This is a genomic window from Microbacterium sp. NPDC056569, from assembly GCF_042793475.1.
Classification (GTDB): Bacteria; Actinomycetota; Actinomycetes; order Actinomycetales; family Microbacteriaceae; genus Microbacterium.
The window spans coordinates 25,657-39,741 of sequence record NZ_JBHTUV010000009.1; the positions used below are offsets into that span (position 1 = coordinate 25,657).

At 69.7% G+C, this 14,085-nt stretch carries 14 protein-coding genes; 4 read left to right on the forward strand and 10 right to left on the reverse strand.

Features of this window, described 5'->3' with window-relative positions:
- Positions 1–224: 224 nt before the first annotated feature.
- On the forward strand, positions 225–683 hold the full coding sequence (locus ACFQ7C_RS11745; protein WP_378900910.1) for an SRPBCC family protein: 459 nt from the start codon (positions 225–227) through the stop codon (positions 681–683).
- Positions 684–797: 114 nt separating this feature from the next.
- Here ACFQ7C_RS11745 and ACFQ7C_RS11750 read toward each other — a convergent pair whose 3' ends face one another.
- From ACFQ7C_RS11750 to ACFQ7C_RS11760, 3 genes are all read right to left on the reverse strand, one after another.
- Entirely contained in the window at positions 798–1,652 is an 855-nt protein-coding gene (locus tag ACFQ7C_RS11750) for a phosphotransferase (RefSeq protein ID WP_378900913.1), read from the reverse strand.
- 26 nt (positions 1,653–1,678) lie between these two features.
- On the reverse strand, positions 1,679–2,698 hold the full coding sequence (locus ACFQ7C_RS11755) for a PASTA domain-containing protein (RefSeq protein WP_378900916.1): 1,020 nt from the start codon (positions 2,696–2,698) through the stop codon (positions 1,679–1,681).
- A 140-nt stretch (positions 2,699–2,838) separates the two neighbouring features.
- Positions 2,839–4,164, reverse strand: coding sequence for a protein kinase (locus ACFQ7C_RS11760; RefSeq protein WP_378900919.1), 1,326 nt, complete (start codon positions 4,162–4,164; stop codon positions 2,839–2,841).
- 238 nt (positions 4,165–4,402) lie between these two features.
- Between ACFQ7C_RS11760 and ACFQ7C_RS11765 the strand changes: the two genes are divergently transcribed.
- On the forward strand, positions 4,403–5,083 hold the full coding sequence (locus tag ACFQ7C_RS11765) for a hypothetical protein (RefSeq protein ID WP_378900922.1): 681 nt from the start codon (positions 4,403–4,405) through the stop codon (positions 5,081–5,083).
- An 83-nt stretch (positions 5,084–5,166) separates the two neighbouring features.
- Here the strand turns inward: ACFQ7C_RS11765 and ACFQ7C_RS11770 are convergent, their stop codons facing one another.
- A complete protein-coding gene (locus tag ACFQ7C_RS11770; protein ID WP_378900925.1) occupies positions 5,167–6,372 on the reverse strand; it encodes a serine hydrolase domain-containing protein in 1,206 nt (401 codons plus the stop codon).
- 65 nt (positions 6,373–6,437) lie between these two features.
- Positions 6,438–7,001: a helix-turn-helix domain-containing protein gene (locus ACFQ7C_RS11775; protein ID WP_378900928.1), complete on the reverse strand. Its 564-nt coding sequence runs from the start codon at positions 6,999–7,001 to the stop codon at positions 6,438–6,440.
- 25 nt (positions 7,002–7,026) lie between these two features.
- Here ACFQ7C_RS11775 and ACFQ7C_RS11780 point away from each other — a divergent pair, with 25 nt between their 5' ends.
- A complete protein-coding gene (locus ACFQ7C_RS11780) occupies positions 7,027–7,965 on the forward strand; it encodes a DMT family transporter (RefSeq protein WP_378900931.1) in 939 nt (312 codons plus the stop codon).
- Between the two features lie 39 nt (positions 7,966–8,004).
- On the opposite strand, the gene aztD is transcribed toward ACFQ7C_RS11780, so the two are convergent.
- Genes aztD through aztB form a run of 4 tightly spaced genes read right to left on the reverse strand, consistent with a single transcriptional unit; the run spans position 8,005 to position 12,296 of the window.
- Positions 8,005–9,216 (reverse strand): zinc metallochaperone AztD, encoded by a 1,212-nt coding sequence (gene aztD, locus ACFQ7C_RS11785; protein ID WP_378900934.1) that lies wholly within the window; start codon positions 9,214–9,216, stop codon positions 8,005–8,007.
- A 28-nt stretch (positions 9,217–9,244) separates the two neighbouring features.
- Positions 9,245–10,168, reverse strand: coding sequence for a zinc ABC transporter substrate-binding protein AztC (aztC, locus tag ACFQ7C_RS11790; RefSeq protein ID WP_378900937.1), 924 nt, complete (start codon positions 10,166–10,168; stop codon positions 9,245–9,247).
- Positions 10,165–11,457, reverse strand: a complete 1,293-nt coding sequence (locus tag ACFQ7C_RS11795; RefSeq protein ID WP_378900940.1) for an ABC transporter — start codon at positions 11,455–11,457, stop codon at positions 10,165–10,167. Before ACFQ7C_RS11795 ends, aztC begins: the two co-directional genes overlap by 4 nt.
- A complete protein-coding gene (aztB, locus tag ACFQ7C_RS11800; RefSeq protein ID WP_378900943.1) occupies positions 11,454–12,296 on the reverse strand; it encodes a zinc ABC transporter permease AztB in 843 nt (280 codons plus the stop codon). The genes ACFQ7C_RS11795 and aztB overlap by 4 nt, the downstream gene beginning before the upstream one ends.
- 56 nt (positions 12,297–12,352) lie before the next feature.
- Here aztB and aztA point away from each other — a divergent pair, with 56 nt between their 5' ends.
- A complete protein-coding gene (gene aztA / locus ACFQ7C_RS11805; protein WP_378900946.1) occupies positions 12,353–13,042 on the forward strand; it encodes a zinc ABC transporter ATP-binding protein AztA in 690 nt (229 codons plus the stop codon).
- Here the strand turns inward: aztA and ACFQ7C_RS11810 are convergent.
- Positions 13,032–14,075 carry a zinc-binding dehydrogenase gene (locus ACFQ7C_RS11810; RefSeq protein ID WP_378900949.1) on the reverse strand — a complete coding sequence of 348 codons (1,044 nt, stop codon included), beginning with the start codon at positions 14,073–14,075 and terminating at the stop codon, positions 13,032–13,034. The genes aztA and ACFQ7C_RS11810 overlap by 11 nt on opposite strands.
- Positions 14,076–14,085 lie beyond the last annotated feature (10 nt).

The window sequence follows — 14,085 nt, forward strand, 5'->3', positions numbered from 1 at the left end:
GACGAGGTCCTCGATCCAGTCGGCGATCTTCGGCGATCGCTCGATCATGATCCATGGGCACGTTCCTCACGTACTCGCGTGGAGCGGGCCCACGGCTTTGCTCAAGGTGGCGGGTCAAGACCTGCGCTGGAAGCATCGCCGGACGCTGCCTGCAGAGGAATCGGCACTACAACGAAGAAGGCGGTGCACTCTACAATCGGCCTCAAGCGGAGAATGGGGATCACATGTCCGCCACTGCGCCCGACGGCGTCGCGTCGACGACCCGGACCGTGTTCAGTCGCTCGACCCGCATCATCCGGCACATCGACGCCGACGTCGCCACGGTGTGGCGACTGCTGAGCACTGCCGCGGAGTTCCGGAGGTGGAACTCGACGATCGTCTCGCTGGATGGTGAGATCGCTCTCGGCTTGCAGATCAAGCTCGTCTCGACACTCCTCCCCAACCGCACCTTCCTGCTGCGGGTCACGGAGTTCGAGCCGAACGCGCGCTTGACGTTCGCCGATGCGATGTCCACCCGCACGTACTCTCTCAGCGGCGACGCCGGCGGCACGCGAGTGGAGGTCGTCGAGCGCATCGGCAGTCCCTTCTTGCCGTTCTTCGCTCGGATGATCCCGCCGTTCGACGAGAACTTCGAGCAGTTCACTGCCGACCTGAAGAAGGCAGCGGAAGCCGCCGCGTCCTAGTAGGGGACACCGCCCTGCCACGCAGCTGCGCCAACTGGCGCTGCATCTCCACGGTCATCGCCACACCCATCGCTGTGAGCTCGTAGCTGAGGACGCCGTCGTTGTAGGTGAACATCAGGCGAGCGCGCGGTTCAGGTCGTCGCGTGCTTCGTTGAACCAGGCGACTCGCCGCCGGATGACATCGCCGACGCCTTGGTCCCACATGCGTGCCCAGCCGCCACCGAGGGTTTCTGCGGCCCACTTCATGGTGGCGTACGAGCCGGTGAAGCGAAGCTGAGCCGCCTCCAAGAGGCGACCGACGTCGAACCGATCGCGACCATACGCGTCGTACATCGCCCTGAGCCGCAACCCCGGGTCTCGCCCTGCCTGGTCAGGCTCGAGGTCCTCGTCGGCACACAGCGGCACCCAGTGCGTCGCGGTGTTCACAAAGTCGATGGAGCGAGTGGTGTGATCGCAGAGATCGAAGTCGATGACGCCCCACGCGACCCCGTCGCGAAACACGGTGTTCTGGGGAGTGAGGTCACGGTGCGCGAAGATCAGTGGTTCGCCGGCCGGGAAAACGGGGGTGGGCCAGCGACGCTCCACAGGCGGGGGCGGGGGAGTGAACGACTCGGACGCATCGTGGAGTCGTCGCAGCAGGCGAGCCACGCCGGGGAGGACGTCATCGCCGATCGCCCATTCATCGACCGGAGAGCCCGCGACGGTGCCGTCCAGGAAGGTGAGGACGTCGCGTCCGTTGTCGTCGCGGCCGAGCCAGCGCGGCGCGCCGTCGAAGCCGACGGATTCGAGGTGGAGCAGGTAAGCCTCGACCGTGTCGCTCGTCGGCTGGTGTGGGCGGCGGACGGTGTCGCCGATCCGGACGACGCCCTCCGTCACGTCCCCGCGCGGGAGTTCGATTTCGGGTCCCCCCGGAAACGCAGACATTTCCCCATCCTCGTTCTGGTACAGACGCGGCGGGGTCGTCGACACGCTGCCACTGGCATGCGCACGCGGTCCTATCGGTTGACGCTGACCTTCGCGACTTCGTCCAGGGAATCGATCACGTCCTGGGGGTTTACGTCGGCGTCGCATTGGATTTGAAGCAGGTACGCGTTGCTCATGGTGGACGTCGCGTAATCAAGGTTGCGGAAGACGCGTGCCGTCAGGAGGTATGAGCTCTGGTCATCGCTCCAGAGGAGGGTTCGGGTTGCCACGTCGCCTTGACTGGTGGGTTCGTCGAGCCCGCCGCTGAGCGCGAAGCGACCGTCGAAGGCGTACTCGGCCATCTCTTCTTCGGTCGCGCCGGACATGTCAGCGAGGAATTCGTCGGTGGCGGCCAAGTCGTCTTCGGCGGTCGTGTCGAAGGTCTGCTGCCAGTACTGCGCTGTGCACGTGCCATCCGAGTTCACGAACACCACTTCGCCTTCCCCGGCGTCGGGGCTCGACGTCCAGGACGCGTCGTCCCCGCCCAACGAGAACTGCCAGCCGACCATTGCGAGCGGGTCCAGGGCGGCACCGTCCGCAAAGCCGAGTGAGTCCCGCGCGGGTTCGGCCGTCTGCGCGACAGTCGCGGATACCTCCGTCCCGACCGTCACCTCGCGGCCCTCGGACAGCGTCTGTGTCGCGACGGTCGCGTCTTCGTCGGCGTCCTCCGGGACGACCAACGTCAGGCCGATCTCTTCGAGCTCCGAGCGCGCCTCAGCAACCGTCATGCCGACCAGATCGGGTACCACGACCAGATCGGCATCGAGTGCGCTGCTCGAGGGCGCCGACACGGCCTGCACTGCAGACCCCGAACTCATGGTGATGGCCACGGCCACGATCGCTGCGACCAGCACGACGCCGCCGGCAAGAGACCCGCCGATGATCCAGCCGACCTTGGAGCGATCCTTCGCACCGACATCAGCCGCGACGGCCTGCGTATGCTCGGACACCGGCGCAGCATCCGAAGCGCCCACGTCGCCACCCCCGAGGCGTGCGTCTACGTCGGAGCCGGTATTCGGCTCTTCGACACTCTCCGGATCGTTATCAGACATAGCGCCATCCCCCAAGAAGCACCCGTCCAAAAGGAAATCCCTCTGTACCGAGAATGATGCACCCGGCTCGAGTTGGATGCAATGGTGTATCGAACCGCGGGTGTCTCCCAGCGACTCCCGCGATGGTCCCGGTGTAGGGATCAGTCGTCTTCGTCCTCCCGCTGCTCCTTCTTGAGCCGCTTCTCCTCCTCCTGGGCCTGCTTGCGCTGCTCCTGCTCGAGTCGCTTCTGCTCCTGCTCGGCCTGCTTGCGCTCCTGCTCGGTCAGATCCGAGTCGTCGCCGGCGCCGCCGGTTCCGGTGTTCACCTCGGCGGGCGGGGCGTCGGACGGGTCTGGCGCTGCCGGGGTTGTCACCACGGGTGCCGGCGCTGGTTGCGGCTGATTGAGCGCCGCGATCCCGACGACCGCTCCGACGACGACGGCAATGGTCGCGAGCACGCCCGTAAGTGTGGCCACGACGCGCCTGCGCCCGACGCCCTGCCCGGCTGCGGTTGCGTCCGACGCGAGTGCCGCCGCGGTGGGCCGGCCGGGCTCGGCCGTGATGACGCCACCAACCGGAGCTATCAATGTCGGCCCGGTGAACGGGACAGTGGCCCCCGTCGTCGCGACAGGCGAGTCGGCGGCGGGAGTGCGCTGTGCGAGGTTGCCGGTCGCAGCCGCGACCTCGGCGGCGGTCGGTCGCTGCGAAGGGTTGGGATGCAGCATCCGTGTCAAGAGATCGATCCAGGGCTCATCCAGGGAGGCGGGGATCTCGGGTCGACTCTCCAGGCGAGCCACCGCGGCGGCCATGCCGCCGCCCTGCGGGTGGACCCTCTCGCCGGTGAGCGCCTCGAGGAACACGAGACCCAGCGAGTAGATGTCGGCCGCGGGTGTGGGCGAGTCACCGCGGAGCTGCTCGGGGGCAAGGTAAGCCATCGTTCCGATCACCAGCCCCGGCGAGGTGATCCGCGATGTGTCGAGCAAGTAGGCGATGCCGAAGTCGGCGAGCTTCGCGCGCGGGCGCGCGCCCGGGATCTGCGGGGGACTCAGCAGCACGTTGGAGGGTTTGATGTCGCGGTGCACGACACCGGCCTTATGAACGACGTGCAGGGCCTCGGCGAGCTCGGCCCCGAGGTGGCCGACGATGTCGGGTGGCAGGGGTCCGCCCGAGGCCAGGCGAGAACCGAGAGTCGGGCCGTCGACGAACTCCATTGCGAGGTACTCGGGCTGCCCGGGCACGAGGCGGGCATCGAAGAGGGTCACGAGCGACGGGTGGTTCAGCGAAGCGAGCACCGTCATCTCGCCGCGCGCGCGCTCCGACGAAGCGCCGTCGATGCCGGGCCGGATGAGCTTGATCGCCACCGTGCGGCCGAGCAGCACGTCCTCCGCGCGGTAGACGCGGGCCATGCCACCTTCGCCGACGCAGTCGCCCAGGCGATAGCGGCCGTCGAGCAGCGGCGCCGTGTCGTCGGCGTTCGCATCTGTCATGGGTTCCTCCTCGCCGCGGACCGAGCCCGCGACAGCCCCTACGACGGTAGCCGCTGCGTACGCGCCGCGGCGGGCCCTTGACGGTTCTGCGCAGCCGTGGGAGGCGGCTCGTGAGCGAACAGCAACCCTACGGGTCGGTACAACACCGATCGCCGCAGAGACTGCCCACGGACGTCCGACAGGACCCCTTGAATCACCGCCACGGCAGGCGCACAGTGTAGGAGAGAGGGAGGTCCCCATGCGCGACTGGAGGGCTCAGCCGGATGTCATGCCGATCCTCTCCCCGGGTCGGCACCGTTCGCCACGGCGCGGGGCCTGCTTCATGGAGTTCGCGTCGTACCTCGCGGGAGAGCGTTGGAGCGACCATCCCGCGTGTACGCACGGCACCCTCGCGCATCTCGCGCGGATGGTGAACGACCGCACGGGCGAAGCTGGCCGCGCCCGGCTCACGCCGCTCATCCCGTCGGTCGTCGGCCTGACGAGCGACGACCCGATGCTCGACATCCTGCTCGCCCTGCGAGCTGCCAGCGCCGCCCTGCCTATCGCCGCTGAGGAGCGCCAGCGTTCACAGGCCGTGGGGGTGCACGTCGCCGTCAGGGCGCTCGGGGAGCGCGACGCGCTCACCGCGGAGTTCCGCGAACTGGCGGAGGCTGCCCTTCGCGCCGCCCCCGCCGCCGATGCCTGGGCCATCCAGTTCATCGAGAAAGTCGGTCCCGGGCGCCCGAGCATGTCCGTGCGGCAGTGCCGCGATATCGTGACGGGCGCCGTCGATGGAATCGCGCGGGCATGCGGCGGGGACCCCGACGGACGACTCGTCGCCCTCCTCACCGCCGCCGTGTCGGACACGGCGCGCTTCGTGGGGGCGACGCGTGAGACAGCGGATGTCCGCACCGAGGCGAGAGTCCCCGTCACCGCCTAGCGGATAGAGGCGGGCTGTGCGATCTGGCGCGGACGTGGACGTGCCGGACGTTGGGCGGTCGCGTGGGCAGTGGTCGCGTCGTCCTAGTCGATCCACACTGCCGCGAGGTCCTCCAGGACGGTCGGAAGGTGCAGTCCGTCGTGATTGCAGGAGATCGCGATCGTGGTGTGCCGGTCGTCGCTGACGCCGAAGTTCGTTTCGTGCCCGGCGCCGGCTCCGTCATGCACCAGGGTGCCATCTTCGGCGACGAGCAGCCCGGGGCCGTAGCTCCACCCGTCCCCGACGGGCACGCCATCGCTCAATGCGTCGTCGAGGGTGTCGTCGCTCACAAGTGACGGGGCCCGAAGCTGGTCGCCCCAGCGCGCGAGCTCCGACGGTGTCATCGTGACGAATCCCGGCCCGACAACGTCCCACACGAACGGCTCAGCGACCAGGAAGCCCTCGCCGACGGCCTCATAGCCGATCGGGTCGGATGGGGTCTGCGGTCCGATCCTCGCCTCCAGCTCCAACGGGGTGAAGACGTTGGCCTGCATCCACTCGTCGAACTCGACACCGGTGACCTCGGCGATGATGTCGGCGAGCAGCGTGTAGTTCGTGTTCGAGTAGGACCAGGTGCCGGGCGTGCCGGGCTGAGCATTCGGGCTCGTCCGCACGAATTCCAGGATGTCGCCGTTGTTCAGTGGCGGCGGCCCGAAGTCGCTCAACGGCACCTCCAGGAACTCCGCGATCCCGGAGGTGTGATGCATGAGGTCGTTGAGGGTCAGATCCTCCGTCCACGGCGGCAACCCGTCCAGGTGATCCGCGGGCGAATCCTCCACCGACAGCGCCCCCTGCTCGGCGAGCATCAGCACGGCCATGGCGGTGAACTGCTTCCCGACCGAGGCGATGTGGATCGGTGTCGAGGTCTCGAGCGGCGCACCGGTGTCGACGTCGGCCAGACCCCGCGCTTGCGCCCACACGACATCCCCGTCGATCGCGACAGCGGCGGAGCATCCCGGCTCATCGTCGGGGACCACCGCCTCCAAGACCTCGGCGCTCGCAGACCGCTTCTGATCCAGCGGGTCCGGCGTGCACCCGGACAACACGAGTGCCAGCGCGACCGGGGTGATGAGCCAGGATCTTCCCCACACGCCGGAAGCAACCATCCGGCGTGCCTGACGTGGCGAGCCGATCACCCAGCCCGCGTCCGGCGCACTCATGCCGGGCCGACCGACACGGACACCCAGAACATGCGACCATCGTGGCCCCACACGCAAGGGCTGTCTACGCACTGCGCCGGTCAGGTCCAAGGGGACCGAGGCATGCTCGATGCGCTCGGACGCCGGGACGCCGAACAAACTCAGGTGCGCTCCGGTCAGCTCACCACGACACGCGTGAACTGGACCGGACCGTCGCCGCCGTTGACGTACGCATACGTCTGCGCGCTGGAGTAGATGGCGTGACCGCCGACGGTCAGCTCGGACGTGCCGTCTTCGCGCTCGATGTGAAGTGTTCCCTCGGTGACCAGGAGCAGCTCGTGCCAGCCGACCGGATCCGGGTCGGCGTCGTACCGGTCACCCACGCCCAGGGTCCATGTCCACAGCTGGGCCTCGCTCGTAGCGGGCGCGGACCCCAGCAGGGTTCCGACGCTGTCGGGGGTGGCGCCACGCCAGACGACCTCATCGATCGCCTCCCTGGCTGCTGTCGATGCCGCAACGAGATCGACGAACGTCGCCCCGAGAGCGGCCGCGATGTGGTCCAGCGCCGACAGGCTGACGTTCGCTTCGCCGGCCTCCAGGTTGATGATCGTGCGCCTGCTCACACCGGATGCCGCTGCGAGGGAAGCTTGGCTGAGACCGCCCGCCGTGCGCAGCCGCCGCACGTTCGCGGCGACATGCGCCAGCACACCGGTCGGCGGATCATCGGGTTTGATGTGCATGATTCTGCACTATACAATGTGCAACATGCTGCACGCTCTCCGACGCATCCGCCTGAGTCGCGCCGAATGGGCGCTCATCGGCGTGACCGCCATCTGGGGTGCGACGTTCCTGATCGTGCACGTCTCGCTCGAATACACCGGCCCGTGGTTCTTCGTGGGCATGCGGTTCCTCGCGGCCGGGCTGATCAGTGCCCTCGTTTTCCACCGCGTGCTGCGCGGAATGCGCTGGCGCGAGCTCGCCGCCGGATCAGCGATCGGCGTCACCATCTACCTCGGCTACGGCCTTCAGACCGTCGGGCTGGAAACGATCGACAGCAGCACGTCCGCGTTCATCACTGCCCTGTACGTGCCGCTCGTGCCCTTGCTGCAATGGGCGGTCTTCCGCAAGGCACCCACCAAGATGGCGCTGGTCGGCATCGCCCTCGCCTTCGGCGGCCTGATCCTCCTCGCAGACCCCGGCAGCGTCGGGCTGAACTGGGGAACCGGTGAGACGCTCACCCTGGTCAGCACGCTCCCCATCGCTGCCGAGATCGTCCTCATCGGACTGTTCGCGGGCCGCGTCGACGTCGCGCGCGTGACCGTGGTCCAACTCCTCGTCGCCGGCATCCTCGCCTTCCTCACCATGCCCGTCGTCGGCGAATCCGCTCCCGCGTTCTCCTGGGTGTGGCTGGCAGCCGCCATTGCGCTCGGTGGGGCGAGCTGCCTCATCCAGCTCACGATGAACTGGGCGCAACGCACCGTCAGCCCCACCCGCGCCACCATCATCTACGCCGGCGAACCGGTGTGGGCCGGCATCATCGGACGCCTCGCCGGCGACAGGCTCCCACCCATCGCCCTCCTCGGCGCAGCACTCATCGTCGCCGGCTCGCTCGTCAGCGAGCTCCGCCCCCGCCGCGGAGCGCAAGGCGCCGACGACGACCCCGCGGACCGCGCCCCACAGGCCGAACCCCAAGGCGCGCGCTGACCGTGAGGGGGCGGACCTTCGGCCCGCCCCCGCTCGTGATCAACCGGCGGCTGCCGCGAGTTCGTTCGGCGTGACGTCGAGGGTCGTCGAGGTCAGCACCTCGCCCGTCGTGAGGTCGACGGCGTGGATCGCGTCCGCAGCGGGCTCGGTCACATAGGCGATGTCGCCCACGACGACGATCGCGGGGTGCGCGTCCTGCCACTCGGCCGGGCCCTCCCAGGCATCGATCACGGGGTACGCGTCGGTGATCTCGCCCGCGGCGGGGTCGAAGACGTGGATGGATCCGTCGCTCGAGAGGATGTACGCGAGGTCCTCGGGCCCGCGGGCGATGTCGCGGAACGTGTACTCGACGCCCTCGGGAAGATCGACGACCTCGAGCGTGCCGGTCTCGGTGTCGATCACGGTGACCGCACCGAGGAGGTAACCCTCAGCATCCGGATCGTTCTTGTAGTCGCCGACGACGAGCGGGCTCGTTTCGCTCACGTACGCGTTGCCCATGCGGCCGTAGGGCTGGTCGGGCGCGTCGAGCTTGAGGATCTCGCCGTCGCGGTAGAGCAGGGCGCCGTCCTCGCAGCCGAAGACGACTGCCTCGTCGGCCGCGGTCCCCTCGCCGTGCACACCCGGGCAGGCGTCGCTGGTCGCGATCACCGCTCCCGCTGCGTCGGTCGCAGAGATGCCGGTGCGGCCGTCGGCGTTGCCGACCGTCGTCAGGAAGGTGCCGTCCTCGAGCACGACCGAGACGCCGTGGTGGGCCTCGACGCCGGGCACCGTCTCGGTCTCGGGCAGCTCGCCGTCGCCGGTGAGGAGGGCGCCGGTGTCGAAGATGGTGGTGTCGCTCGTGCCGTCGGCGTAGAGGATCGTCTTGCCGCCGTGGCGGACCACGTGACCCGGAGTGTCGGCCGCGAAGATCAGCTCAGTGAGCTCGGGCTCGTCGGCGCTCCCCGCGGCGGTGTCGAGCACCTGGAAGCCTTCGCTCATCGTGACCATCACGTGGCGGCCGTCGCCGGCCGGGTTGAGGCGGGTGAAAGCCTCCGAGTCGAGGTCGGCGACCGGCTCGAGGGTCTCGCCGTCGAGTACGAGGATGCCGCCCTCGTACGCGACCGCGATCCGGGGGCCGGCGAGGGTGGCCGCCGGCGTCTCGGCACCGTCGTCGACCGAGGCGGCCGGGGTGGATGAACAGGCCGCGAGAGTCGCGACAGCGCCGGTGGCGACGGCGATCAGGCCGGCGCGCCGCAGCGTGCGTGTGCGCATGGGGTGTTCCTCTTTCTGGGAGTGGGGCTCATTGCGAGAGCCCGGTGGCGATGCGCTGCGTGTTCTCGCGCATCATGGTCAGGTAGTCCTCCGCGCCGCCGCCGGAGGCGGTGAGCGACTCGGTGTACAGCTCGATCACCTCGACGCGCAGGTCGGCCTCCTCGGCGAGCACGCGCATCAGCCGGTCCGGGGACGACGACTCGGCGAACACGGCCGGCACGGCGTGCTCTTCGATCGCCGACACGAGGTCGGCGAGATCGGACGCACTGGGCGCGGCCAAGGTCGTGCCGCCGGGGATCGCGGCTCCCACGATGCGGAAGCCGAACCGCTCGGCGAGATAGCCGAAGACGTGATGGTTGGTGACCAGTGCACGGCGCTCCGCGGGAATCGCCTCGAACGCCGTCGTCATGTCGTCGTCGAGGCGCTCGAGCTGCGCGAGATAGGCATCGACGTGTGCGTCGATGTCGGCCGGATCCACGCCCGGCAGTCCGGACAGCTGCGGGGCCAGCGCCTCGACGACATCGACCATGCGGGCGGGGTCGGTCCAGAAGTGCGGGTCGGGGGTGCCGGCTGCGTCGCCGCTGGCGTAGGCGAGCGCCTCGATCGACTCGCCCGCGACGAAGCTCTCCACACCTCCGGCGACGGCGGCGTCGAGGTGCTGCTGCAGACCTTCTTCCAGGCCGAGGCCGTTCGACACGAGGAGGTCTGCGGTGCGCAGGCGCGCAGCATCCCGTGCCGAGATCTCGAACGAATGCGGATCGGCATCCGGCCGCATCAGCGTCATCACCTCGACGTCGTCGCCGACGAGCTCGTCCACGACGTCACCGAGGATGTTCGTCGACACCACGACGAGCGGGCGATCGTCGCCTTCCGGCGCGCACGCCGAGAGGACGGATGCTGCCACCCCGGCCGCCAGCAGCGCGGCGAGCACTGCGGGGCGCCGGCGGCTCATCGGCCGGTCTCCGCGAACAGGGCAGGCGATGTCGGCGTCGCGAACGTCCGTGAGATGCGGGCGGCGTCGGCGAAGTCGATCTCGTACAGGACGCGCTCGGCCGGAGCGTTGAGGTATGCCCGCTGCTGGTCGGCGATGAGTGTCGGGGTGCCGGCATCCGTCGCCAGCGACTCTGCGACCAGCGGCTCGGTCTGCGACAGCAGCGCCCCGGTCGCGCCGTCGATCACGAGCACCCGCCCGTCCGCGCCCAGCGCGAGCACGTGCTGGGCCTCATCGTCGATCGCGGTCGCCTGCACGATCGGCCGGTCGACGGGGAGCAGCGTCCACGTGCGCTCGCGGGTGTCGAGCAGCCAGATCGCGTGGTCTCCCGCCGGCGCGGCGACCGTCGGGCGGCCGTCGCGCCCCGCGAACGCGGTGGCGCGCGGAGCCGTGGTGCCCGCGGGGTAGGGAATCCGCTCGATCTCCACGGCACCGTCGACGACGGTCGCCAGCAGAGCGCCGTCGGCGCACCCGATGACCGCGCCGACGCGCGTCGTGACGGTGCCCTGCGCAGAGGCGCACTGGGCAGTGGCGCCGGGTTGCGGCATCCCATCCTCGTCAAGCACCGAGACGGATGCTGCGACCCCGTGCTCCGGCTGCGTCACGAGCGCATACGAGCCGATCGGCACCACCATGCCGTCGTGCGGGTCGACCTCCAGGCGGAATCGCTCGACGAGTTCGCCCTCGGACATCGCCGCGGTGTCGAGGAGCACCGCCTCGCCGCTCCCGGCGAAGAACACTCCGGTGCTCCCGGTCGTGGACGACGACGTCGTCGCCACAGCGGCCGCCCCTCGTCCCGGGACCTCGCCGAGCATCGCCGGCTCGGCGAGGTAGTAGTGGAAGTGGTCGACGTGGTCCCACGTCCATCGGCCGCTGTCGATGACCGAGATTCCTCCGCCGGCATCGGCGAAGACGTAGCGCCCGTCACTGCTCGCACGCGATGCCGCCGGCACGTTCCCGAGCTTCGCTTCGGACTCGTCGAGCAGGTCGAGCAGGCGCACGGCGCCATCCGGGTCGATGGTCACGAGGGCGAGCGGAGGCTCACTCAGCTCGGCCGCGCCGTCGACGGCTCCGTGACCGCCGGATGCCTCGCCCGTGGCGGGTGGCTCGGTCTCGGCGCCCGCGCAGCCGACGAGCGTGAGTGCGGCGAGCGTGAGCAGTGCGGTGAGCGTGGAAGAGCGGGGGAGCACGGGGTGGTCGTTCCTTCGGGTGGTGGAGGCGGGTGCGGCGGCAGATCCGGACAGCGTCATGCGTACGTCGCCTGCGCGGAGCTCTTGCGAGCGCGAGCGGCGTGCGCCGCCCACGAGGCCGCCGCGAGGAGCACGGCGGTGAGGGCGATCGAGGCGCCGGCGGCGGTGCCCGCGTGCCACGACAGCAGCAGGCCCAGCACGACGGCGCCGACGCCGAAGACACAGGCAAGGGCCATCGCGGAAGGCAGCCGGCGGGTCCAGTGGCCCGCGGCGACCGCCGGCGCGATGAGCAGGCCCACCACGAGCAGCGAGCCCACGGCCTGATACGACGCGACGACCGCGAGTGTGACCAGGCCCACCAGCACCGCCTGGGCGAGTCTCGGTCTGAGCCCCAGCACCGCCGCCACCCTGGCGTCGATCGCGAGGGTCACCAGCGAGCGATGCGCGACCGCAGCGACCGCGAGGCCGATCACGGTCGCCCAGGCGACCAGGACCAGATCCTCGGTCGAGATCGCGAGGATGTCGCCGAAGAGGATGGCCGTCGCATCCGTCGCGAAGCTTCCCGAGTGCGAGATGACGATCACGCCGGCGGCGAGCATGGCCGCGAACAGCAGGCCGATGCTGGTGTCGTAGGAAAGCCGGCCACGACGCTGCAGCGCCCCGATCCCGAGGGTCATCAGCGTCGCGCTGACGCCGGCGCCGAGCAGCACGGGCACTCCGAGCACCGTCGCCAGGGCGACACCCGGGAGCATTCCGTGGCCGAGCGCCTCGCCGAGGAACGCCATGCCGCGGGCGACGACCCAGGTGCCGACCACACCGCAGAGCACCGCCACCAGCGTGCCGCCGAGGAGTGCGCGCTGCACGAACTCCGGGGCGAGCGGATCGGTGAGAAAGGTCACGAGCAGCGACCGTAGCGTTAATGAGAACGATTCTCAAAATCGATTAGGCTGGGGCCGTGTCCTTCGAAACCCCGCCCACCGCCGCCCTGTCGCTGCGCGGAGTGCGCGTGGACTACGCCGGCGCGCCGGCCCTGCGCGGCGTCGACTTCGACGCGGAAGCAGGAGAGCTCACGGTGATCGCCGGACCGAACGGCGCCGGCAAATCCACCCTGCTCGAGGTGCTCGCGGGGACGATCGCCCCGTGCGCAGGGAGCGTCGCGGTCCGGGCGGGGTCGCGAGCGTTCGTGCCGCAGCGCGCGTCCATCTCGCAGACCCTGCCCGTCACCGTGCGCGACGTCGTCACCGTGGGAGCGTGGGGTCGGGTGAAACCATGGCGCCGACTCGACCGCACGTGCCGAGACGCGGTGGATGCCGCACTCGATCGTCTCGACCTCACCCCCTTGCAACGAGCGCCGTTTCGAGAGCTGTCCGGAGGCCAGCAGCAGCGGGCCCTCCTCGCTCAGGGGCTCGCACGCGGTGCCGACACGCTGCTGCTGGACGAACCCACGACCGCGCTGGACGCGGGCAGCGCGAAGCGGATCCTCGCAGAGATGCGAGCGGAGGCGGATCGCGGCGCGGCTGTGGTGTGTGTGAGCCACGATCAAGCCGTGATCGACGCCGCGGACCGTCTCGTGCGCCTCGAAGCGGGCCGGATCGGCCTCATGTCGGCCCAGCGCGTCGCTCGCGGGGTCGCGGCTACGGGGTGATGAGGACCTTGAGGGTCTTGCGGTCGTCCATGTCCTGGTAGCCGGCAGGGACCCCGTCGAGGTCGGTGGTCGCGTCGAACACCTTGCCGGGCTCGATCGTCCCGTCGAGGATGTCGGGCATGAGCTCGTCGATGTAGGCGCGGACGGGGGCAGGCCCGCCGGCGAGGCGGATGTTGTGGCGGAACAGGCTGCCGAACCCGATCGGGGCGTCTTCGTACTGGGGCACGCCGACGCGGCTGATCACGCCGCCGCGGCGGACGACGCCGACCGCCTGCTGGTACGCGGCCATGTACCCGACGGCTTCGAGCACGACGTGGGTGCCGTGTCCGCCGGTGAGGTCGCGGACCTGGGCGATGCCCTCTTCGCCGCGGGCGGAGACCACGTCGGTGGCTCCGAACTCGCGGCCGAGGTCGGTGCGGGCTTTGTGGCGACCCATCAGGATGATCTGCTCGGCGCCGAGTCGTCGTGCCGACAGCACGCCGAGCAGTCCGACGGCGCCGTCACCGATGACCGTGACGGAAGTGCCCGCCGTGACGCCGCCGGCGACGGCGGCGTGGTAGCCGGTGCCGAACACGTCCGACAGGGTGAGCAGGGAAGGGATGAGCGCCGAGTCGGCCGCGACGGGCAGCTTGACGAGCGTGCCGTCGGCGAGCGGAACACGGACGGCTTCGGCCTGGCCGCCTTCGTCGGGGATGCCGTCCCAGAAGCCTGCCTCGTGGTGGAGGCAGGAGGTCTGCAGGTTCTCCCGGCAGATCTCGCAGACGTTGTCGGAGACCGCGAACGGCGAGACGACGAGGTCGCCTTTGCGCACGGTGACGACGTCGCCCCCGACCGCTTCCACGACGCCGATGAACTCGTGGCCCATCCGTGCGGGGCCGGCCGAGGCATCCATTGAGTGATAGGGGTGGAGGTCGGAGCCGCAGATGCAGGAGGCGGTGATCCGCACGAGCGCGTCGGTGGGGTTCTTGATCCGGGAGTCTGGAACGTTCTCGATCCGGACGTCGCCGGGACCGTACATGAGGGTGGCACGCATGATGGGTTTC

Bases quoted from the DNA above. Each gene is read 5' to 3' on its own strand.
- ACFQ7C_RS11810 (WP_378900949.1), bottom strand. From the start codon at position 14,075: ATGCGTGCCACCCTCATGTACGGTCCCGGCGACGTCCGGATCGAGAAC.
- ACFQ7C_RS11780 (WP_378900931.1), top strand. From the start codon at position 7,027: ATGCTGCACGCTCTCCGACGCATCCGCCTGAGTCGCGCCGAATGGGCG.
- ACFQ7C_RS11775 (WP_378900928.1), bottom strand. From the start codon at position 7,001: ATGCACATCAAACCCGATGATCCGCCGACCGGTGTGCTGGCGCATGTC.
- ACFQ7C_RS11755 (WP_378900916.1), bottom strand. From the start codon at position 2,698: ATGTCTGATAACGATCCGGAGAGTGTCGAAGAGCCGAATACCGGCTCC.
- ACFQ7C_RS11765 (WP_378900922.1), top strand. From the start codon at position 4,403: ATGCGCGACTGGAGGGCTCAGCCGGATGTCATGCCGATCCTCTCCCCG.
- ACFQ7C_RS11760 (WP_378900919.1), bottom strand. From the start codon at position 4,164: ATGACAGATGCGAACGCCGACGACACGGCGCCGCTGCTCGACGGCCGC.
- aztC (WP_378900937.1), bottom strand. From the start codon at position 10,168: ATGAGCCGCCGGCGCCCCGCAGTGCTCGCCGCGCTGCTGGCGGCCGGG.
- aztD (WP_378900934.1), bottom strand. From the start codon at position 9,216: ATGCGCACACGCACGCTGCGGCGCGCCGGCCTGATCGCCGTCGCCACC.
- ACFQ7C_RS11745 (WP_378900910.1), top strand. From the start codon at position 225: ATGTCCGCCACTGCGCCCGACGGCGTCGCGTCGACGACCCGGACCGTG.
- ACFQ7C_RS11795 (WP_378900940.1), bottom strand. From the start codon at position 11,457: ATGACGCTGTCCGGATCTGCCGCCGCACCCGCCTCCACCACCCGAAGG.